Source organism: Bdellovibrio sp. HCB117 (assembly GCF_047305915.1).
Classification (GTDB): domain Bacteria; phylum Bdellovibrionota; class Bdellovibrionia; order Bdellovibrionales; family Bdellovibrionaceae; genus Bdellovibrio; species Bdellovibrio bacteriovorus_B.
On sequence record NZ_CP178622.1, the window covers coordinates 3,451,003 to 3,468,977 of the forward strand.

Annotated in this window: 21 protein-coding genes; 10 read left to right on the forward strand and 11 right to left on the reverse strand. The window is 44.6% G+C overall.

Features of this window, described 5'->3' with window-relative positions; genetic code table 11:
* Nucleotide 1: 1 nt before the first annotated feature.
* The 3 genes from ACLWBD_RS16290 to ACLWBD_RS16300 all read right to left on the reverse strand — a co-directional run bounded on the left by ACLWBD_RS16290 (nt 2) and on the right by ACLWBD_RS16300 (nt 3,175).
* Complete coding sequence (locus ACLWBD_RS16290) at nt 2-790, reverse strand: hypothetical protein (RefSeq protein WP_063205396.1); 789 nt, start codon at nt 788-790, stop codon at nt 2-4.
* A 138-nt stretch (nt 791-928) separates the two neighbouring features.
* Nucleotides 929-1,294: an MGMT family protein gene (locus ACLWBD_RS16295; protein ID WP_253696499.1), complete on the reverse strand. Its 366-nt coding sequence runs from the start codon at nt 1,292-1,294 to the stop codon at nt 929-931.
* Nucleotides 1,295-1,303: 9 nt separating this feature from the next.
* Nucleotides 1,304-3,175, reverse strand: a complete 1,872-nt coding sequence (locus ACLWBD_RS16300; RefSeq protein WP_081112140.1) for an OPT family oligopeptide transporter — start codon at nt 3,173-3,175, stop codon at nt 1,304-1,306.
* Between the two features lie 122 nt (nt 3,176-3,297).
* On the opposite strand from ACLWBD_RS16300, the gene ACLWBD_RS16305 reads away from it, so the two are divergent.
* On the forward strand, nt 3,298-4,224 hold the full coding sequence (locus tag ACLWBD_RS16305; protein WP_063205397.1) for an ABC transporter ATP-binding protein: 927 nt from the start codon (nt 3,298-3,300) through the stop codon (nt 4,222-4,224).
* Nucleotides 4,221-4,982 (forward strand): ABC transporter permease, encoded by a 762-nt coding sequence (locus ACLWBD_RS16310; protein ID WP_063205398.1) that lies wholly within the window; start codon nt 4,221-4,223, stop codon nt 4,980-4,982. The genes ACLWBD_RS16305 and ACLWBD_RS16310 overlap by 4 nt, the downstream gene beginning before the upstream one ends.
* Before the next feature lie 32 nt (nt 4,983-5,014).
* Here ACLWBD_RS16310 and ACLWBD_RS16315 read toward each other — a convergent pair whose 3' ends face one another.
* Nucleotides 5,015-5,413, reverse strand: coding sequence for a DoxX family membrane protein (locus tag ACLWBD_RS16315; protein WP_063205399.1), 399 nt, complete (start codon nt 5,411-5,413; stop codon nt 5,015-5,017).
* A 23-nt stretch (nt 5,414-5,436) separates the two neighbouring features.
* Nucleotides 5,437-6,030, reverse strand: a complete 594-nt coding sequence (locus ACLWBD_RS16320) for a TetR/AcrR family transcriptional regulator (RefSeq protein ID WP_063205400.1) — start codon at nt 6,028-6,030, stop codon at nt 5,437-5,439.
* Nucleotides 6,031-6,185: 155 nt separating this feature from the next.
* Between ACLWBD_RS16320 and ACLWBD_RS16325 the strand changes: the two genes are divergently transcribed.
* Genes ACLWBD_RS16325 through ACLWBD_RS16335 form a run of 3 tightly spaced genes read left to right on the forward strand, consistent with a single transcriptional unit; the run spans nt 6,186 to nt 7,564 of the window.
* Nucleotides 6,186-6,698 (forward strand): SRPBCC family protein, encoded by a 513-nt coding sequence (locus tag ACLWBD_RS16325; protein ID WP_063205401.1) that lies wholly within the window; start codon nt 6,186-6,188, stop codon nt 6,696-6,698.
* Complete coding sequence (locus ACLWBD_RS16330; RefSeq protein WP_063206590.1) at nt 6,677-7,072, forward strand: VOC family protein; 396 nt, start codon at nt 6,677-6,679, stop codon at nt 7,070-7,072. The genes ACLWBD_RS16325 and ACLWBD_RS16330 overlap by 22 nt, the downstream gene beginning before the upstream one ends.
* 9 nt (nt 7,073-7,081) lie before the next feature.
* Nucleotides 7,082-7,564: an SRPBCC family protein gene (locus ACLWBD_RS16335; protein WP_063205402.1), complete on the forward strand. Its 483-nt coding sequence runs from the start codon at nt 7,082-7,084 to the stop codon at nt 7,562-7,564.
* A 33-nt stretch (nt 7,565-7,597) separates the two neighbouring features.
* Here ACLWBD_RS16335 and ACLWBD_RS16340 read toward each other — a convergent pair whose 3' ends face one another.
* The 3 genes from ACLWBD_RS16340 to ACLWBD_RS16350 form a co-directional block, all read right to left on the reverse strand.
* A complete protein-coding gene (locus ACLWBD_RS16340; RefSeq protein ID WP_216635248.1) occupies nt 7,598-8,083 on the reverse strand; it encodes a PPC domain-containing DNA-binding protein in 486 nt (161 codons plus the stop codon).
* Nucleotides 8,084-8,275: 192 nt separating this feature from the next.
* Nucleotides 8,276-8,734, reverse strand: a complete 459-nt coding sequence (locus ACLWBD_RS16345; RefSeq protein WP_063205403.1) for a GyrI-like domain-containing protein — start codon at nt 8,732-8,734, stop codon at nt 8,276-8,278.
* Between the two features lie 11 nt (nt 8,735-8,745).
* Entirely contained in the window at nt 8,746-9,279 is a 534-nt protein-coding gene (locus ACLWBD_RS16350) for an SRPBCC family protein (RefSeq protein ID WP_063205404.1), read from the reverse strand.
* Between the two features lie 88 nt (nt 9,280-9,367).
* Here ACLWBD_RS16350 and ACLWBD_RS16355 point away from each other — a divergent pair, with 88 nt between their 5' ends.
* Nucleotides 9,368-9,991 carry a TetR/AcrR family transcriptional regulator gene (locus ACLWBD_RS16355; RefSeq protein ID WP_063205405.1) on the forward strand — a complete coding sequence of 208 codons (624 nt, stop codon included), beginning with the start codon at nt 9,368-9,370 and terminating at the stop codon, nt 9,989-9,991.
* Here ACLWBD_RS16355 and ACLWBD_RS16360 read toward each other — a convergent pair.
* Nucleotides 9,984-10,859: an SDR family oxidoreductase gene (locus ACLWBD_RS16360; protein WP_413569006.1), complete on the reverse strand. Its 876-nt coding sequence runs from the start codon at nt 10,857-10,859 to the stop codon at nt 9,984-9,986. The genes ACLWBD_RS16355 and ACLWBD_RS16360 overlap by 8 nt on opposite strands.
* A 99-nt stretch (nt 10,860-10,958) precedes the next feature.
* Between ACLWBD_RS16360 and ACLWBD_RS16365 the strand changes: the two genes are divergently transcribed.
* The 3 genes from ACLWBD_RS16365 (at nt 10,959) to ACLWBD_RS16375 (ending at nt 13,623) form a co-directional block, all read left to right on the forward strand.
* Entirely contained in the window at nt 10,959-11,846 is an 888-nt protein-coding gene (locus tag ACLWBD_RS16365) for a LysR family transcriptional regulator (protein WP_063205407.1), read from the forward strand.
* Nucleotides 11,847-11,858: 12 nt separating this feature from the next.
* Nucleotides 11,859-12,215 carry a zinc ribbon domain-containing protein YjdM gene (locus ACLWBD_RS16370; RefSeq protein WP_063205408.1) on the forward strand — a complete coding sequence of 119 codons (357 nt, stop codon included), beginning with the start codon at nt 11,859-11,861 and terminating at the stop codon, nt 12,213-12,215.
* A gap of 76 nt (nt 12,216-12,291) precedes the next feature.
* Nucleotides 12,292-13,623, forward strand: coding sequence for an erythromycin esterase family protein (locus ACLWBD_RS16375; RefSeq protein ID WP_413569007.1), 1,332 nt, complete (start codon nt 12,292-12,294; stop codon nt 13,621-13,623).
* Here ACLWBD_RS16375 and ACLWBD_RS16380 read toward each other — a convergent pair.
* Both ACLWBD_RS16380 and ACLWBD_RS16385 read right to left on the reverse strand, forming a co-directional pair.
* A complete protein-coding gene (locus ACLWBD_RS16380) occupies nt 13,620-15,434 on the reverse strand; it encodes a methyl-accepting chemotaxis protein (RefSeq protein WP_413569008.1) in 1,815 nt (604 codons plus the stop codon). The two genes, ACLWBD_RS16375 and ACLWBD_RS16380, sit on opposite strands and share 4 nt — an antisense overlap.
* A 161-nt stretch (nt 15,435-15,595) precedes the next feature.
* Nucleotides 15,596-16,141: a glutathione peroxidase gene (locus ACLWBD_RS16385; RefSeq protein WP_413569009.1), complete on the reverse strand. Its 546-nt coding sequence runs from the start codon at nt 16,139-16,141 to the stop codon at nt 15,596-15,598.
* A 250-nt stretch (nt 16,142-16,391) separates the two neighbouring features.
* On the opposite strand from ACLWBD_RS16385, the gene ACLWBD_RS16390 reads away from it, so the two are divergent.
* Entirely contained in the window at nt 16,392-17,936 is a 1,545-nt protein-coding gene (locus ACLWBD_RS16390) for a methyl-accepting chemotaxis protein (RefSeq protein ID WP_063205412.1), read from the forward strand.
* Nucleotides 17,937-17,975 lie beyond the last annotated feature (39 nt).

Below are 17,975 nucleotides of genomic sequence, written 5' to 3' on the forward strand. Positions count from 1 at the left end.
GTTACCCCGCACACAATGGGAATGAAAGATGGATATGGTCATTGTGAAGATCGTTACCGCCTAAAGCCGATCCTGGAATTCCAATGGACCCTGCGTATTCACGTTGACCTGGTCTGCACTTCGTAGGCATCGTGTCTTTCCAGCACTGACGGAAGGCATTGTAAAACGTCTTCGTTGTCCCTTTAAAGTCACGAACATGCGTGCTTACTGAAGTCACACCACCCGTTCTATCGTAAATAAGAAACTTCACAATGTCGATGGCGCGCGCATAAGCATGCATACTTAAACTCGAAGAGTTTCTGGCATTTCGATTCACATAAGTTCCCCAGTGACGAATGAAAACTCTTTCAGGTTGGGGATAGTTGGCTGCTAACGCCGCCGTTTCCACACAGCCAAAGAAATGTTTATTCAGGTGAGTCGCATAGTTTGGATGAATAGTTCCGTTACCGCATTTTGTATCGCTGTCATAACCGCCGCGAACAATCGCTGCCGAATCACAACCATTCCAAGTTTTACCTGGACCATAAGCAAGCTGTGTCGTTCCTGGTTTAAAAGAAAAATACAATCCGTTGATTGGAGGTTCTGTCGGAGTTGTGACCGTGCCAGAGCCCGTATCACCACCATCTGGAATTGTTGGTGAGGTGCCTTGTGTGGTGTCGTCGGGCTCTCCTGATGCCCATTCACCATCTCCTGAAGCCTGCGCACATCCTAGACCTAGAAGTGCGGAAGAGATTAATAAAATTGAAAGACCGCCTTTAATTTTGTTTGTCAGTGTCTTGTGTTTTTGCATTGGTTAAGTCTTAAGTGACAGCCTTGTAACTTAAAACCCCAATGGCCTAGCTCTGGACCATATATAGACCAAGGACTCCCGGGAAACCCGCTGTAGGAGCTATTCTCACGTCACTATACGAGAATCCTCAGAATAAAATCACTTTGAAAACATGCGAGGGGATCGAGACGATCTGATTTTTTTGGGCTCTTTTTTCCATTGGAACTTTTTAAGATCGATCTTATTTTTCTCTGTGAAAATCACGCCTTCCTTTATTAGCAGTGATTTTTGTTTCTTGAAGAACGAAGAGTCCTCTGGAAAAGATATTCTTCCTTGCGAGTTGATCACCCTTTGCCAAGGAAGTTTATAAGTCTTTGAAGAAGAGTGCAGAATCCAAGCGACTCCTCGCGAACCTTGGGGCTTCCCCGCAAGTTTCGCGATTTGTCCATACGTAGCGACGTTTCCCTTGGGAATCTGCTGAATAAACTTAATAACATTTTTCGAAAATTCATTCAGCTCTTCCAAGGTAACTTCCTATCCAACGGCGTTTTCTAAAAGAATCAGAATGATTCCGATAATAGAGCCGCCCGCGATCACACCCGCCGCCAAAGTTTCTTGATTCTCTACAAAAGCGCGATAGCCAAAGCTTGTTTGATCTTTGTAGCGCTTTTTTGCAATCCAGAACAATAAAGTTCCTAAAGCCATCGACCAAGCGTCAACGAAGCGAAGAACGAAACCAAGTCCCAAACCGACACCCGAAAGAGGGAAACGGCCTTTGGTTTTCTTGTTCAGAATTTCGATCACAATACCTGCTACTGCACCGACACCCGCCGCCAATTGCGCCGTAGGATGAAGATTGCTAAGTCCTTTCGTCAAAACCTCCGCAACACCTTTCCAAATCGAAGCTCCTGGAAGCGGCAACGCTTCCGAAGTGAAAAGTGAAACGTCTCCATGGAATAAAGAATAAAAAACCGGAACAGCAACCAGGCCGCCTGCGAAAATTCCCAGTACGTGTCCAACGGCTTGATGGCGAGGTTTACCACCTAACATGTAAGCAGGTTTAATATCCATCAACAGGTTGCTGGCGTTTAAGGATACTTCGGATGTGATTCCCGCCGTCATCAAGTTGGTCGTCACATTTCCGGGCGCCGCCACACCGTAAGTGATCTGAGTCAACTTACCTAAAGCTCCCCCTGGAGTGATACCAGTTAAACCTGTTGAAGTGACTGCGATCAAAGTAAAGATAAAGACAAGGGGGATGGCCAATAGACCCAACCAATAATGAATTCCAAACCACACATGACCGAGATAGATCGTGATCGCGCCGACGACAGGAATACCAACGGCGAAAATCCACATTGGAAGTTCAATTTTTTCAAGTGGATCTGCCTTTTTATCTTTCTTTTTAGCAAACCCCTTACGGAAAGTTTCAACCAAGATTTGTGGTTTAGAAAAGAAAGAATAAAGCGATGAGGTCGTCATAATCGCAGCACCACCCCATAAAGCCCACATCGTGATCGCCTTGAACTTCGCCTCTGGAATCACTCCATTGCTGATCATAATAGGTGCAAGAACGAAATAGTTTAAGAATCCACCCAGCAGAATAGACATCGCTGTCTTCATGCTCATCAAACCACCCGTTCCCATCATCACGATGGATGTATCAAACTGGATAGTGAGGTCTTTAAGAGGACTTCCCAAGATTTTAGGTGTCGCAAACTTATAAACGAAATCGTCCCAATAATGAGGAAGGGCTAAGAAAGGCATTTTGATTGCCGTCAGCACAGCATCCGCGCGCAAGATTTCAATCAAAGCGGAAATCCCCGCACCACTCATCAGGAGCTTCGCCTTAAACATCCCCTGTTTGCCATCCTCCGAATGCAAGCTGTCTAAGACGACGCCAGCGGCGTAACCTTCAGGGAACGGCAGTTGTTCTTCATTGATGAAACGTTTTTTAAGCGGAAATGCAAACAAGACACCCAAAATAGCCAAAACAACAATCCACCAGAATGTCTGCCACATAGGAATTACTTCCCCGGTGACCATCATGTAGGCCGGAATGGATGCCATCATCGGTGCTGTCATGTAGCCCGCGCTCGTAGCGATACTTTGCATGGCATTGTTTTCTAAAATCGACATGTGCGTGCCAAGCTTTAACTTGTCCATCAATTTAAAGAATGCAAAAGAAAGTATCACGGAAGAGATTCCGACGCCCAAAGTCCAACCGGTTTTAATTCCGATGTAAAGGTTTGTCAGGCTTAGGACACCACCCAAAATCATCCCAGTTAAAGCCGAACGAAGTGTTAGTTGCGGCATGTCGCCTTTATAAACATTCTTAAGCCACCACTCGTCTTTCTGTTCCAAGGTCATCGAATGGATTTGTTCTTCGTTGAGTTCTTTAATCATGAATAGCCTCCGCAAAAAGTAGAAGACCAGATTTTGCGCCAGGACACAATCATTATCAGAGGGAAAAAAAGATGACCACTGAAGCGAAACTCTGAAACAATCAGATGAAAGAAGGTACTGCGATGTCGGACGTCATTAATATTTCAGAGCTGAATAAAGTGTATTCTTCAGGTCATAGCGCCTTAAAAAATATCCAACTGCAGATCCGCCGTGGAGAGATCTTTGCGCTTCTTGGGCCTAATGGTGCCGGAAAGACGACGTTGATCAATATTATTTGCGGCATCGTCAACCGCAGTTCGGGATCGATAATTGTTGATGGACTGGATATACAAAAAGACTATCGAAAAGTTCGAGGCAAGATCGGCTTGGTCCCTCAAGAGTTGACCGGCGATATGTTCGAGAAAGTGTGGGATTCAGTTGAATTTAGTCGCGGTGTCTTCGGAAAACCGCGAAACGCAAACCACTTGGAAAAGGTCCTAAAAGATCTGTCCTTGTGGGACAAGAAGGATTCTAAAATCATGACTCTTTCAGGTGGAATGAAAAGAAGAGTGATGATTGCCAAAGCTCTTTCCCACGAGCCTGATATTCTATTTTTGGATGAACCTACGGCGGGAGTGGACGTGGAGCTTCGCCACGATATGTGGGCCATGGTCCGCAAGCTTCGCGAGAGCGGAGTCACAATCATTCTGACGACCCATTACATTGAAGAAGCTGAAGAGATGGCGGATCGAATCGGCGTCATTAACAAGGGCGAACTGATTCTTGTCGAGAATAAACACACGCTGATGAAAAAACTGGGTAAAAAGCAACTGACGCTGCAACTGCAAAGTCCCCTGGCCGAAATTCCCTCCGAATTCAAAGGCACGCATTTGGAACTTTCAGAAGACAAGAGCCAACTTATTTACACGTTTGATACTCAGGCAGAGCAGACCGGAATCTCAGAGCTACTAAGAAAACTCGGCACCTATGGGATCGACTTTAAAGATCTAAAGTCTTCCGAGAGCTCCCTTGAAGAAATCTTCGTCAAACTTATTGGAGGCAAAAAATGAATATTTATGCGATCCGCGCTATTTACTGGCACGAACTTGCAAGGTTCTTTCGCACGCTTTTTCAGAGTATCGCTTCTCCGGTTCTTTCAACGTCGCTTTACTTCATTGTTTTCGGTGCCGCCATTGGTTCACGCATGAACGACATGAATGGAGTTAGCTACGGAGCATTCATCGTTCCCGGATTGATTATGCTTTCAATTCTGACTGAAAGTATTTCGAACGCCTCTTTTGGCATTTACCTTCCACGCTACACCGGTACGATTTACGAAGTGCTGTCCGCTCCCATTTCGGCATTTGAGATCGTCATTGGTTATGTTGGGGCCGCCGCCACTAAGTCCATTATTCTAGGTACAATCATTTTGATCACTTCAAGAATCTTCGTTGACTACACGATCGCGCACCCTTTCGTCATGATCGCATTTCTTATCCTAACTTCGGTCACCTTCAGTCTTTTCGGATTTATTATCGGTCTATGGGCCGACGGCTTTGAAAAGCTTCAAGTGATACCACTTATGATTATTACACCACTGACTTTCCTGGGTGGAAGTTTCTATTCCATCGACATGCTTCCCCAGTTTTGGCAAAAGGTGTCTTTGTTCAATCCAGTGGTATATCTGATCAGTGGTTTTCGTTGGAGTTTTTTTGAGAAGGCCGACGTCAGCATCGGGGCAAGTCTGGGACTGACGTTTTTATTTTTCGCAATATGCATGGCGATTGTCTGGTGGATCTTTAAAACGGGCTACAAAATCAAAGCATAAAAAAAGAGGCAGATAAATCTGCCTCTTTTCGTTTACGCGCGTGGGTTGCGTTTAAAAAGTGGAGCATACAAATGCCAGTAAGCGCTTGCCGCCAAGATATGAAGTACGATCATCGCTAAAGGCATAATGAAGTTCTGAAATCCCGGTGTTAAAAAACCGTGGAATAAAGCAATTTGCAATGTGATTGGCGCAAGGATCACCAAAGCCACTGGCGAGGCAAATCCCAAAAGCAACAAAGCACCACAGATAGTTTCTGTTCCCTTAAGAACAGGCATGAAGTAGGCCGTCGACATCACCCCTTCAAAAAACTTCATAACACTTTCCGGTTGTGTTGCCGGTGCTGGAATGAAATTAAAAAATCCATTCAGACCAAAAACAAAATAGATCAAACCAAGGATAATCTGTGCTCCTAGAGCGATTTTATTTTTCATAACGTGCTAAACCCTTTCTGTGGTTATTTTTTTGTTCTTAAAGATTTAATATAGTTTAAAGCTTGAGCGGCGGCATTTTCGAACATATCGGGATCCCTCTTCATTTTTGTAAGAAGCATCCCGCCTTGCATGATAGAAATACAGAAATCCGCTAAAGGCTCTGGCTTTGCGGATGAAACAAGCTCACCCGCCGCCTTCTTTTCGGCAAAAAAACGTGTTAGCTGCCCGCGACTCCACTCTAAAAATAGTCGGACATCCTGACGAAGAAGCTCTTGTTCGTTAGAGATATCAGCTCCGATAGTTCCAATTGGACAGGAACATTCAAACTTCACGCTTTTTTGGAAATCGATGTAAGTCTGGAACCAGTTTTCCAGATCTTTCCAGGTTTGGATGTTGTATCCCGTTGGGGTTTGACCCGACCGAATCACTTCGTGCAAAAACTGTAAAACTGCATGAATAAGGCCATCTTTATTGCGAAAGTAATGAGAAAACTGACTTTTTCCGGTTTCAGACTGGGCCAAGATTTGATCAATACTAGTGGCATTCACACCCTGACGGTGGAACAACTCTAAAGCAGCATTAATCATACGCAAACGGGTGTCAGATTTGACGGCCATGCTAAACCTCTATCATTCTGTTCTATATAGTACAAGATTTACATGAATTTGTGGCAAGAATTAGGATGAAAATGCCCCAAAACGAGGCTTATTCTATTCTAGACTTGAAGTGTACCAATTAGTACAGTAGAACTAAAAATGAACTGGAGGCTGTTATGGAAACACATTCAGAACCTATTATAGTCACTCGCTTATTTGATGCTTCCCGCGACGATGTCTGGAAAAGCTGGACCGTCCCTGAACGAATCAAACAATGGTGGGGGCCCCACACGTTTACGGCTCCCACAGCCAAATGTGATGTCCGAGTCGGTGGCGTTTACCTCTTTGCCATGCAAGATCCCGAAAAAAAAGTTTATTGGGGCACAGGAACCTATAAAGAGGTAGTTCCTCATACCAAACTCGTCTTTACGGATTCTTTCGCGGATGAAAACGGGAACATTGTTTCTTCCGAGTACTATGGAATGCCCGGAATTCCTAAAGAGTTGTTAGTCACCGTGACACTGGAAGAAGAAAACGGAAAAACCAAAATGACGTTGAAGCATGAAGGATTTCCTGCAGGCGAAATGGCCGATCAGTGCAAAGAAGGTTGGGAACAGTCTTTTGATAAATTCGAAAAAACACTTAATAAAGAAGAAGGGCGCAAGCAATGGCTAGACAAATCTATGTAAACTTACCCGTGAAAGATTTAAAAAAATCGATGAACTTTTTCTCTCAGCTTGGTTTTGAATTCAATATGGAATTTACTAATGACCAAGGGGCTTGCTTGATCATTGGTGAAAATATTTATGCCATGCTTTTAGCTGAAGACTTCTTTAAAACGTTCACTAATAAACCTCTTGTCGACGCAAAGAAAAGTACGGAAGTCTTAGTTTGCTTTTCGACCGACACGCGCAAACAAGTGGATGAGTTTGTGGCTAAAGCAAAGCAAGCCGGAGGAACTGCTCCCCGCGCTTCGCAAGATCACGGATTTATGTATCAACATGGTTTCGAAGATCTTGATGGACATATTTGGGAAGTCGTATCCTACGAACAAGCGAAATAAGGAGAGAACGTGAAAGTAAAGAAGCATCCTGTAAATCCGGAACTGGATTTAGTTTTAGAGCGAGTCGTCGATGTTCCGAGACATCTTGTTTGGAAGGCGTGGACAACGCCTGAACTCATGAAACAATGGTTTGCGCCCCGCCCTTGGACGACGCCCCAAATTCGCTTGGATCTTTATCCCGGCGGCGCTTTTAATACCACGATGAAATCCCCCGAAGGACAAGAGTATCCAAGTCAGGGCTGTGTCTTAGAGGTTATCGAAAATGAACGTTTGGCCTTTACTTCCGCATTGAGTGAAGGTTTTCGCCCGACGGGTGAATCCTTCATGACAGCGATCATCACCCTTGAAGATCATCCCCAAGGAACGAAGTACACGGCTCACGCTGTTCACAAAAATAAAGAGGATAGAAAAACTCACGAGGACATGGGGTTTATGACGGGTTGGGGTATCTGTCTTGATCAACTAGTCGAACTGGTCAAAAAAGGAATTTAAATAAAGAAGCCGCTTGCAGAAGCGGCTTCTTACTTAGGGGATTTCTAAGATCTTTGCTCCTAACGATTCATCCATCTTACGGTTCAACTTTTTATCCATAAGTTCCACCCGGATCTCCAAAGATCCCGTGTCGACCGTAGCTTCAAGAATGTGACCTGCTACCGCCTGAAAATTTTCCCCCGCTCCGACTCCATGTGCATGCAGCGAGGGCTTTCCCTCTTCCCAGGCGATACTTCCTTTCAAACTTGCCAGTTCGATTTTTTTAAACTCTTTAGGAACATACTCTTTCGTTTTAAAATCAAAGAATCCAAATTTTACGTTGGCAAAACCGATACCACTGAATGTGGCACTTTTAATATTTTCTTTCTTCGCTAATTCTTCTAGATGCTTAAATACTTGATCACCCTCTCGCAACACCATCAGGTAACCGCCACTGACCTTGATATATCGTTTCGTTGTATCCGCCTGAGCGATTTCAAACATAAACACCACCATCATTCCAAATAAGAAAAGCTTCATTGAACTTCCGCTGATTCAGCAGATCGCTCTTGGAGCGGCGGCAAACAAAGAGCCAAGTGTTGCGTGGAAAGAAAGAAAATTGAAAGACTGCAAAAAAGACGCACAGCCGCCTCCTTATGACAACTGCGCTAAAGAATAGTGTCAGTCAGAGGCGGCATCTAGAAACATGATTTTATTTTGTCGGAAAACAGCTTATTTCGTAGGAATGAGTATTTCGGTCACAAGCTGCTCTTCGGGGGTCGTTTTGGGATCATTCACATAATTTTCAATGAAGAAGTCATCGCGCATAGGGGCCGCCGACTTTTCAAAAGAGCTAAAGATCATCCCGCAAGCCTCAGGCAGATTGGCATACGATCCCGTCATCGTGTAACGAGAGTATTTACCGCCCTCAAATCGCATGTACTTAAAACCATCCGGCAGTTTTTCTGGCTTCTCTTGCACGGCGACTCCCGCACAGTAAAGCATTTGAGGCTGCACCTTATAAAGACTCATAAACCCCTTAAGCTTCATATCATTAGCAATTCCAGCCAAGCCGGCGTGCAATTCTTGCCACGCTTTGGGTGCTGTCTCTTGAAAAGGTCCGATTTTTTCGATGTAAACATAGTGCGTTGCAGGCCACTGAATGATTTCTGCTTTGTCTGTCACTTTCATAATTCCTCTTTTTAGTTTTTTGCTTCAACGAGTGTTTTCAAATTTTGAATACCTTGAACAAATTGATCGCCGACCATTTTTTCAACATCGATAAAAACATGGACGAGCTTTCCCATAAACCCGCCGTCACCTTCCATAGACCAGGTGAACCGAGTGGCATCCCCTTCAGACGTTAACGTGTAAGTGACTAGGTTTTCCGCGTGCATAGGTTTTATCATCGTTAATTTAAGTTCCACCGTTTCCTGAGGAGTTAGTTTCACAATTTCAATTTTTCCGGAACCGGATTGATCATTTCCCTCAAAACTCATGGTTGCTCCGACGCCCGCCTCAGGCCCCGAAAAGGACTTTTTCATCGTAGGATCTGCTTTTTCATAAGGAGACCACTCGCCCCCCAACTTCAAATCACTGATATAGGGATAAATTTTATCCTTGGGAGCCTTAATCAAATCACTACGAACGTATTTGAATTTCCCCTCTCGTGTAGAAACATAGCCAAGAAATGCCACCAAAAGAACCAGAACCGCTAAACCTGCGACTTTCAACATATAGAACCTCATAAGTTAAATGTGAATTCAGCTTAACATACTAAATAGTATGTTGTAAATAGTATCGAACTTTGTTAGACTTTTCTTTATGAAAAAGAAGACCGCGGCCCCAAAAAAGACACGAAATCTTGAGAAATCTCGAAAAGAGATCCTGGAGGCCGCTTTTCCATTGGTTTTCGCCCGCGGGTTTCAGGGTGTCAGCATCGATGACATTGTTAACCAGACCTCACTAACCAAAGGTGCTTTTTATCATCAGTTTCCCACGAAGTTAGAACTGGGTTATGCACTGGTTGATGAGGTTATTAAGCCTATGATCATCGACAGATGGATTAAACCACTAGAAGGATTTGAAAATCCTCTAGAGGGAATTCTAAAACAAATGAAGACATTGATCGGCAAAGCTTCTCCTGAAGAACTGCGACTGGGCTGCCCTTTGAACAATTTGGTCCAAGAAATGGCGCCGATCGACACCGGCTTTCGAGACCGCTTAGAGGCTTCGCTCACTCTGTGGATTGACGAGATGGAAGTTCATATCAAAAGAGCTAAGAAAGAAGGCTATCTAAAAAATGACGTCAACACTCGTCACGTCGCTCATTTCGTGGTGATGACTCATGAAGGCTTTTACGGAATGCTCAAAGGCCTTCATGATCCGAAAGCCTTTGACGCCTTATTTGATTCCTTAAAAAGATACTTTCAAACTATTTCTAATTAAGCAGGGCCGCGCGATTTTCACTTAGAAACTGTCTTAAAAGAACAGGTTCTTTGTGCGCAAAATCTTTCACTGCTGTCGTCACGGATTGAAGACTTCCCTTTCTTGCGGAAGCATCAAAGGTCATAAAAACTTGCGCCCAAGCTTCTGGAAGTCCGGATTTGATAAGAGCTCCTGCAAATTCTGAATCTGAAAGATCTTGATAACGAATCGTTTTACCTAAGACCTCGCTCAAAAGTTTCACAAGATCCTCATAACTAACAGCTTCGGAACCTGTGATATCGATGATTTTATTTTCATAGATCTCTTCCGCCAATGCCCCCGCTGCGGCTTCGGCACAATCTGCACGACTGACGTAAGCGATTTTACCGGCGCCGGCAGAGCCGTATAAAGTACCCATCGCCACCGCACTTTTTAAAGACATTAGCAGGTTATCCATATACAGATTGTTGCGAAGGAACGTGTAGGTCAGTCCACTTTCTTTAATCGCTACTTCTGTCGCGTAATGATCTGGAGCTACCACGGAAGGACTGATTTCTGCCTGAGGAAGAGATGTATAAAGAATATGCTTCACACCGGCTTTCTTGGCTGCATTGACTGCATTTTTGTGAGCCTTGATGCGATCTCCAAAACGATCTGTACTAATCAATAATAAGCGGGACCCGCCTTTAAAAGCCGACTCTAGCGAGTTCACATCATCAAAGTCTGCAAAACGCACATCCACCCCTTGTTGGACCAGATCCTTCAATTTATCAGGTGTTCGTGTAGTGACGATGATGCGATTTCCTGGCACCCGCTTTAAAAGAGCTTTTAAAGTTAATTGACCTAAATTTCCGGAAGCGCCAGTAAGAATAAGTTTTCCTGAGTTCATATTTATCTCCTTTTGACACCTTAAGTATGAACTATCTTCGCGGGCGCGATTAGACAGTAAAATCTGGAAATATTATGCGGATATCCGTATAATGAGGGAATGAACTTAGATGGAATAGACGTTTTTGTAAAAGTAGTTCAAGCAGGAAGCTTCACCGCAGCGGCGAAGTTATTAAATATGCCGACAACGACTGTCAGTGGAAAAGTAGCCCACTTAGAGCGGCGACTGGGAGTCACTTTACTTCAGCGCACCACCCGCAAACTCAATCTGACTCAGGCCGGTAGCAAGTTTTTCTCTAGATGCGTAAAAGCTTTGGAGGAAGTAGAAGCGGGCGAAAGTGAACTCACTGCGATTAAGGCGGAACCTCAAGGACTTTTAAAAATCACCACGGTCGCGGATCTTGGGCACTCATTGATGCCGGATCTTATTCGCGGTTATTTGAAAAAATATCCCCAAATGCAGGTGGAGCTTATTCTTACAACTCGCGTAGTGGATCTTATCGGCGAGGGAATAGACCTCGCAATCCGTACCGGCAGTTTGGAGGACTCTACTCTGATAGCGAAGAAGTTTTATAATGATGAATTGGGACTGTGGGCCTCTCCGGCTTATTTAAAAAAGAACGGCATACCAAAAGCCGTGAAAGATCTTAAGAAACACCAATTCATTAAGTTTTCTTCTAGCCCCCGGCTGTTCAAAGCTATGAGCGACAAAGACTCTGAAAAGCTCGTTATGCCCAGCCGAATTTTCGTCGACGACATGGAAACAATGAAGGCTTTTGTGTTGGGTGGAGATGGCATTGGTACTCTTCCAGGCACATTGGCGGATAAGGAAGAAAAGGCGGGTAAAATCGTGCGCGTCCTACCGGGATGGAGATGGGGTGCCGCGAACTTTTACTTCGTCTATCCTCCTCAACGCTTTGTTTCTTTAAAGGTCCAAACTTTCATTGAACACGCTTTGCAAACCCGTGCAGAGCGCAAAGATCTATGATAGGTTGCAAGAATGGAAAATCAAACTCACTGTCCTCAATGCAATTCTGAAAATATTTATGCCGATGGAAATCTTTGGATTTGTCCAGAGTGCGGTCACGAATGGAGTTCGTTTGCCGCCGCTGAAGGCACGGCGGAAAAAGTCGAAGACACAAGTATTCGCGATGCGAATGGCAACGTCCTTAACGATGGGGACTCCATCACTGTTATCAAGGATCTGAAAGTGAAGGGCTCTTCATTGGTTGTAAAAGTGGGTTCAAAGGCTAAAAATATCCGCCTCGTTGACAGTGCTGATGGACATAATATCGCCTGTAAGATTGATGGTATCGGCGCGATCAATTTGAAGTCCGAATTTGTAAAGAAGGCCTAAAAACCATTCTTTGATTCTTCACCAAATCTGCTTATTTATTTTCTCGGCCCGCCGTTGTCTATGATGATATCGGGCCATGAATCAGTCATCACAATACACGTCACAAGTCCCGGGTTCCTCTCGCATTCTTCAAGAAATTGAAAAGAACGCCGTACCTCTGAAGGATAATCGGGATTTAGAAAAACTCATTAAAAATATCGCCGATAAAAAGATCGTTATGCTGGGAGAATCCAGCCACGGCACAGAAGAATTCTACAAATGGCGGCGCCTTCTTTCTCAAGAGCTTATTCAACACCACGGATTCAGCTTTATCGCAGTCGAGGGGGATTGGCCTCCCAGCGCGGAGCTCAATCGCTTTGCCCAAGGCGGCACTCGCACGAAAGCCCCCGAAGATGCTTTGAAGAGTTTCCAAAGATGGCCGACCTGGATGTGGGCAAATACCGAGATCGTACGATTGGCTCACTGGCTTAAGGATTATAATAAGAAAGAAAAACAGAAAGTGGGCTTTTTCGGACTGGATGTGTATTCACTATTTGAATCCATTGATGAAATTATTAAACAGCTCAACAGCATTGATCCGGATTTGGCATATCATATTCAAAGTCAGTACGCATGTTTCGATCCGTATCAAAGAGATGAAAGAACTTACGCCAGATCGCTGATTCAATTTCCGGAGGGCTGCGAGAAACAAGTCTTAAAAGCCTTAACCGATCTTCTTAATGTGCGACTGGATAAGATGACCCGTCATTCTGAAAAGTATTTCGACGCTCGTCAAAATGCGCGCATCGTAAAAAATGCTGAAAAATATTATCGTGCCATGATTCAAGGGGAAGAAGACTCTTGGAATGTCCGGGATCGTCACATGATTGAAACACTAGATATTCTTCTAAACCGTCATGGAGAAAACTCAAAAGCCATCGTTTGGGCGCATAACACTCACATCGGTGATTACCGCGCCACACCCATGCTACAGGAAGGCCAAGTAAATATCGGTGGACTGGCCCGTGAACAATGGGGTGCTGAAGAGGTCGCGCTTGTTGGATTCGGAACATATCAAGGCGAAGTCATCGCCTCTCATGCCTGGGACGGACCGATTGAAGTCATGAAAGTGCCGCCCGGAAGGGAGCAGAGCTACGAATTCTACTTTCATGAGGCCTCAAAACACCTTCGCGAAGATTCATTTTACGTTTGGTTGAATAACAGTGAAATTTTATCTGAAACTTACGGTCACCGAGCGATTGGTGTCGTCTATGATCCCGAACATGAACGCTTCGGGAACTACGTGCCTTCTTCTTTGTCAAAGCGTTATGATGCCTTTGTTTTTATAGATAAAACGACGGCTCTCACCCCTCTAAAACAAGATTTTAAAAGGGACGAGATTCCAGAGACGTGGCCCCGTGGAACTTAAGCTTCTGCTAAAATCTGAGAGGGCGAACTTGATTTTTGCAAGACCGCAGAGCGACCGCGAACATCCATTTCAAGTTGAGTTATAATTTCATTTAATAGATGAACCTGTGCAAAGACCTCGTCAGAAGCATCAGACACTTCTTTCATGCTGTCTTTATTTTCGTTGGTGGCTTTTTCGAAAGCACTAATAAGCTTTGAAATATGGATCAAGCCGACAGCTTGTTCTTTTGTAGCTCCCGCAATTTCTGTATTTAGGGCGGTCACTTTTTGCACAGAAGAAACAATGTCGTGAAGAAGTTTTGCCGCCTGATCAGCCCGCGCCTGACTTGAATCGACTAAAAAGACATTCTCTTTAAGCAAAGAATTGATCTCTTTAGCCGAAGTCGCACTCTTCTGTGCCAACGAACGGACAGCATCCGCGACAACGGCAAAACCTTTTCCTTGTTCACCGGCTCGGGCGGCTTCGACCGAGGCATTCAAAGCTAAAAGATTTGTTTGAAATGCGATATCATCGATGACCGTGATTGTTTCTACGATCTTCTTGGAACTCATCGCGATATCTTTCATCGAATTAAGCACTGCCATAATCTCGGCCTGACCGTTAACGGCGGATGCGTTCGCGTTTGTGGCGACGGCCGCCGCTTGTTGCGAACTTTCTGTGCTAACCTTGAGCATGCCATTAATTTCTTCGATAGAGGCAGCGGTCTCTTCAATTGTGGCGGCTTGTTCAGTCACCTTTTGATGAACGCTCTGAGAAGCATTCTGCAATACGGCGCTCACTTCTTGAGAGGTGTCTGCTGACTGCTTTAATCGCGTGATCGATTTCAAAATCGAGGTCAGGCTTTGGCCAATTGTGTTTCCAATATAAATGGAAATCAGAATGGTCACTAATAGCGCAAGGCCTGAATAAATCAAAGACTTTGCTCGCCCGTCCTGCAATGTCTGGATTCTGACTTTCAAAAGCACTTCCAGTTCGGCATTTGCAACGGTCCAGGAGGCGAAGCTTTGATCAATGGCCTTCATCCCACTTTGAAATAGAGCGGTTCTTTCAACGCTTTCGCCTCGCGAGAGCGCTCTTAGTTTTTCAATCACGTCCTTAACACTGTTTGACAGTATAGAGACCTCAGCCGGTATTCTTTCTTGTAAAGACGAAGAAGTTCCATAAAAGTTCGGGTCTTCATTGATTGCCGTTTGGCTGTCGGCAATGATGCGGTTTAGGTCCGATTCCTCTAGCTGTGTGGCGTAGAGAGCCGCTTGAATACGACGATCAACATCGCTTCCGTTGACATAAAGGGCATCTAAGTTTCCAGTGATACTAGCAAGACGATCCTGCATTTGCGGTAGTGCCAATAAAGAAATATCCATCATGTAGTAACTGTCTAAATCGGGATCCAGGATTAAGTTGGAAGTGTCACCCAAATGTGTGATTGCTGTTTTCACAGAAGAAATAGCCTCACTCCATTTTTTCTCTTTAATCAAAGAAGAAAGCTCTTGAAAGCTCGCGATTTCACGTTTTCTTTTTGCAAGCTCTGCATCTGAAAACTGTAAGAGCTCTTCGCGAATATGATATTGCGCTTCTAACCTTTTCAATGAATCTTCCGGAGACTTATCCGTAGTTCCCAGCTGCAGATGAACGAGCTCTTGCCACAAAGCCTCGTAAGATTTCTGCAATTCATTCCCCTCATATTCTTTCAAAGAAAAGTCGACGTTGACACTTTCAGATCTGTACATCAAGACCGTCAAAACAACGATGGGAAGTGTGAAGATAAAAATATTAATTATTAAGCGCCACTTTAAAGGAATCTTTTCCACAAAAACGTACCTATCTATGAGAACCGACTCATGTTTTTATTGTGGAAATAAACAAAGGAGGCCGTCAATGAAGGAACAGGCGCAAGGGCTTTGGGCTAGTGTTTTGGCGCGTACAGGGGGCGCTGATCCATATAGTTCTTGAATCAGCGCCGTCAAAATGCCTAAAGAGCGGCTTCGATAGCCTTAATAATAATGGGATCGTCAGGAGTGATATCCGGAGAGAAGCGAGCAATCACTTCACCATCACGGCCAATAAGGAATTTTTCGAAATTCCAAAGGATATCTTCTTTCTTTTCACGCACGATGCCGTACTCTTTAAGCTGCTGTTCAAAGTTCACGCCGTCTTTCAAAGTAGCCACGGGTTTCTTTTCAATAAGGAAGCGGTAAAGAGGATGTTGACCATCACCCTTCACCACGATTTTTTCAAACATGGGAAATTTAATACCAAATTTGCTTTGGCAGAAGTTTTGAATTTCGGCGTTACTACCAGGCTCTTGCGCGCCAAACTCATTTGCGGGGAATCCTAAAACTGCGAATCCCTTCTCTTGATACTTTTCATAAATCTTTTCCAAACCTTCATACTGCGGCGTCAGGCCGCACTCAGAGGCCACGTTCACCACCAACGCCACTTTTCCTTTGAAGTTTTCCAAAGGTGTGTTTTCACCACGGATGTTTTTCATCGTAAACGTATAAAAACTGGTACTCATAGCGAACTCCCTCGTAACTGAAAGTACTTCAAATTCTTGTCGACCTTCGACAGGATTTATTACGGCGATCAGACTCTCACTCCGATCATAAAGGTGCAAATAAGAATTTATTTTTAAACGCAGCATCCACCCAGGGTGCATTCCGCCCAGTTAATTTTTTTTGTTTGCAGCATTTTGAAATTCCTCCCGAACTATTCGCCAACCACCGCCACAACACGAACAGTGGCAACAACTCCACGGAGATGGGGAAATGAAAAACACCAGTCTGAGTTTTAAAATGTACTTCGTTATGGGAATCTTGATTGCGGGATCTATTGTGATCGCCGCCATCGGCCTGAGCCGTATGAGAAAAATCAACGACACTCTTCATTCCATTGTGAATGAAAAGTCTGCGCGAGTCTCTATCGTCAAAGATATTCGCTCCACTTTTTATCTCCAACTGATGAATGAAAGAAACTACATTCTAGAAACCGACCCGGAAAAAATGAAAAAGATCGATGCTCTCATGGAAACTCGCCATGACGAGATCTTAAAGCGTGTCGACGATCTGCACGCTGTATCTACGGAGATTGGCAAGGAAGAGGCTGCCAAGTTTAAAGCCGCTTATCAGGAATGGTGGAAAAACACGCAAGAGGTCAAAGCCTTCGTAGCCTCCGGCGATAAGACCAAGGCTTTACATCAAAGCCAGTCCGTGGGTCACGAAATTCGTCAAACAAGCGAGTCGATCATTAATGGCAACGTACAAAGAAATGAAGAGCGGATGTCTAAGGAAGCCATACAGGCAGAAAAAGATTATGAATCAGCCAAAGTTTTGATGCTGACCGCAAGTATCGGGACAATCCTTCTTGGTCTATCTATTGGTGGATTAATTTTGCGTTCGCTATCAAAATCGATTAACCAAATCATCGGAAATCTTTCTGCTTCGTCGAATCACGTATCAGCAGCGTCCCAACAAATTGCCTCCGCCTCTGTCGAACTTTCGGAAGCTACCACAGAACAGGCTTCTTCCCTGGAAGAAACCGTCGCGACCATTGAAGAGCTTTCATCAATGGTCAAGGTCAACGCTGAAAATGCCGGCCAAGCGTCTTTGCTTTCGAGTCAAGCCAGCAATATCGTTTCTCGAGGCGAAAAAGAAATGGGTTCATTAATCTCTTCCATGGGAGAGATTTCCCAAGATTCTAAAAAGATCTCGGACATTATCAATGTGATCGACGACATAGCCTTCCAAACAAATCTTTTGGCCTTAAATGCGGCCGTAGAGGCGGCACGCGCCGGAGAACAAGGCAAAGGTTTTGCGGTGGTCGCCGAGGCTGTTCGAACCCTCGCCCAGCGCAGTTCGATTGCCGCTAAAGACATCGCGGAACTCATTAAGTCTAGCGTGGGCCGCATCGAACATGGCAGTGAGCAAGTAGAGAAAAGCAGTGCTGTCCTAACTGAGATATTGAGTGCGATCACGAAAGTGGCCCAACTCAATCAAGAGATTTCCGCTGCCAGCACTGAACAATCCAATGGGATTGCCCAGATCAGCAAAGCCATGAATCAGTTAGATCAAGTGACGCAAGTCAATGCCGCATCGTCTGAAGAGGCCGCTGCCTCCGCAGAAGAACTTTCAGCACAAGCAGACAGCTTAAAGAATGTGATTTCAACACTTGTCCAAGTTGTTAAAGGCAAATCCGAAACCCCAGAGGAAATGCCTGTCAGCAAGTTGCCGTCGAAAGTGCCGGTGAAAATGGGATCCACTAGACCACCGACTTCACACAGTGAAGATTTGCTTCCGTTAAATTCTGCGGGCTAATCGCTCTGGGAATTAACAGCAAGGTGTAGTTTCGCGTTG

Excerpts from the sequence above, each read along its gene's own strand:
- ACLWBD_RS16290 (WP_063205396.1), bottom strand. The coding sequence starts at position 790 with ATGCAAAAACACAAGACACTGACAAACAAAATTAAAGGCGGTCTTTCA.
- ACLWBD_RS16300 (WP_081112140.1), bottom strand. The coding sequence starts at position 3,175 with ATGATTAAAGAACTCAACGAAGAACAAATCCATTCGATGACCTTGGAA.
- ACLWBD_RS16305 (WP_063205397.1), top strand. The coding sequence starts at position 3,298 with ATGTCGGACGTCATTAATATTTCAGAGCTGAATAAAGTGTATTCTTCA.
- ACLWBD_RS16310 (WP_063205398.1), top strand. The coding sequence starts at position 4,221 with ATGAATATTTATGCGATCCGCGCTATTTACTGGCACGAACTTGCAAGG.
- ACLWBD_RS16315 (WP_063205399.1), bottom strand. The coding sequence starts at position 5,413 with ATGAAAAATAAAATCGCTCTAGGAGCACAGATTATCCTTGGTTTGATC.
- ACLWBD_RS16320 (WP_063205400.1), bottom strand. The coding sequence starts at position 6,030 with ATGGCCGTCAAATCTGACACCCGTTTGCGTATGATTAATGCTGCTTTA.
- ACLWBD_RS16325 (WP_063205401.1), top strand. The coding sequence starts at position 6,186 with ATGGAAACACATTCAGAACCTATTATAGTCACTCGCTTATTTGATGCT.
- ACLWBD_RS16330 (WP_063206590.1), top strand. The coding sequence starts at position 6,677 with ATGGCTAGACAAATCTATGTAAACTTACCCGTGAAAGATTTAAAAAAA.
- ACLWBD_RS16340 (WP_216635248.1), bottom strand. The coding sequence starts at position 8,083 with ATGAAGCTTTTCTTATTTGGAATGATGGTGGTGTTTATGTTTGAAATC.
- ACLWBD_RS16345 (WP_063205403.1), bottom strand. The coding sequence starts at position 8,734 with ATGAAAGTGACAGACAAAGCAGAAATCATTCAGTGGCCTGCAACGCAC.
- ACLWBD_RS16350 (WP_063205404.1), bottom strand. The coding sequence starts at position 9,279 with ATGTTGAAAGTCGCAGGTTTAGCGGTTCTGGTTCTTTTGGTGGCATTT.
- ACLWBD_RS16355 (WP_063205405.1), top strand. The coding sequence starts at position 9,368 with ATGAAAAAGAAGACCGCGGCCCCAAAAAAGACACGAAATCTTGAGAAA.
- ACLWBD_RS16360 (WP_413569006.1), bottom strand. The coding sequence starts at position 10,859 with ATGAACTCAGGAAAACTTATTCTTACTGGCGCTTCCGGAAATTTAGGT.
- ACLWBD_RS16365 (WP_063205407.1), top strand. The coding sequence starts at position 10,959 with ATGAACTTAGATGGAATAGACGTTTTTGTAAAAGTAGTTCAAGCAGGA.
- ACLWBD_RS16370 (WP_063205408.1), top strand. The coding sequence starts at position 11,859 with ATGGAAAATCAAACTCACTGTCCTCAATGCAATTCTGAAAATATTTAT.
- ACLWBD_RS16375 (WP_413569007.1), top strand. The coding sequence starts at position 12,292 with ATGAATCAGTCATCACAATACACGTCACAAGTCCCGGGTTCCTCTCGC.
- ACLWBD_RS16385 (WP_413569009.1), bottom strand. The coding sequence starts at position 16,141 with ATGAGTACCAGTTTTTATACGTTTACGATGAAAAACATCCGTGGTGAA.
- ACLWBD_RS16390 (WP_063205412.1), top strand. The coding sequence starts at position 16,392 with ATGAAAAACACCAGTCTGAGTTTTAAAATGTACTTCGTTATGGGAATC.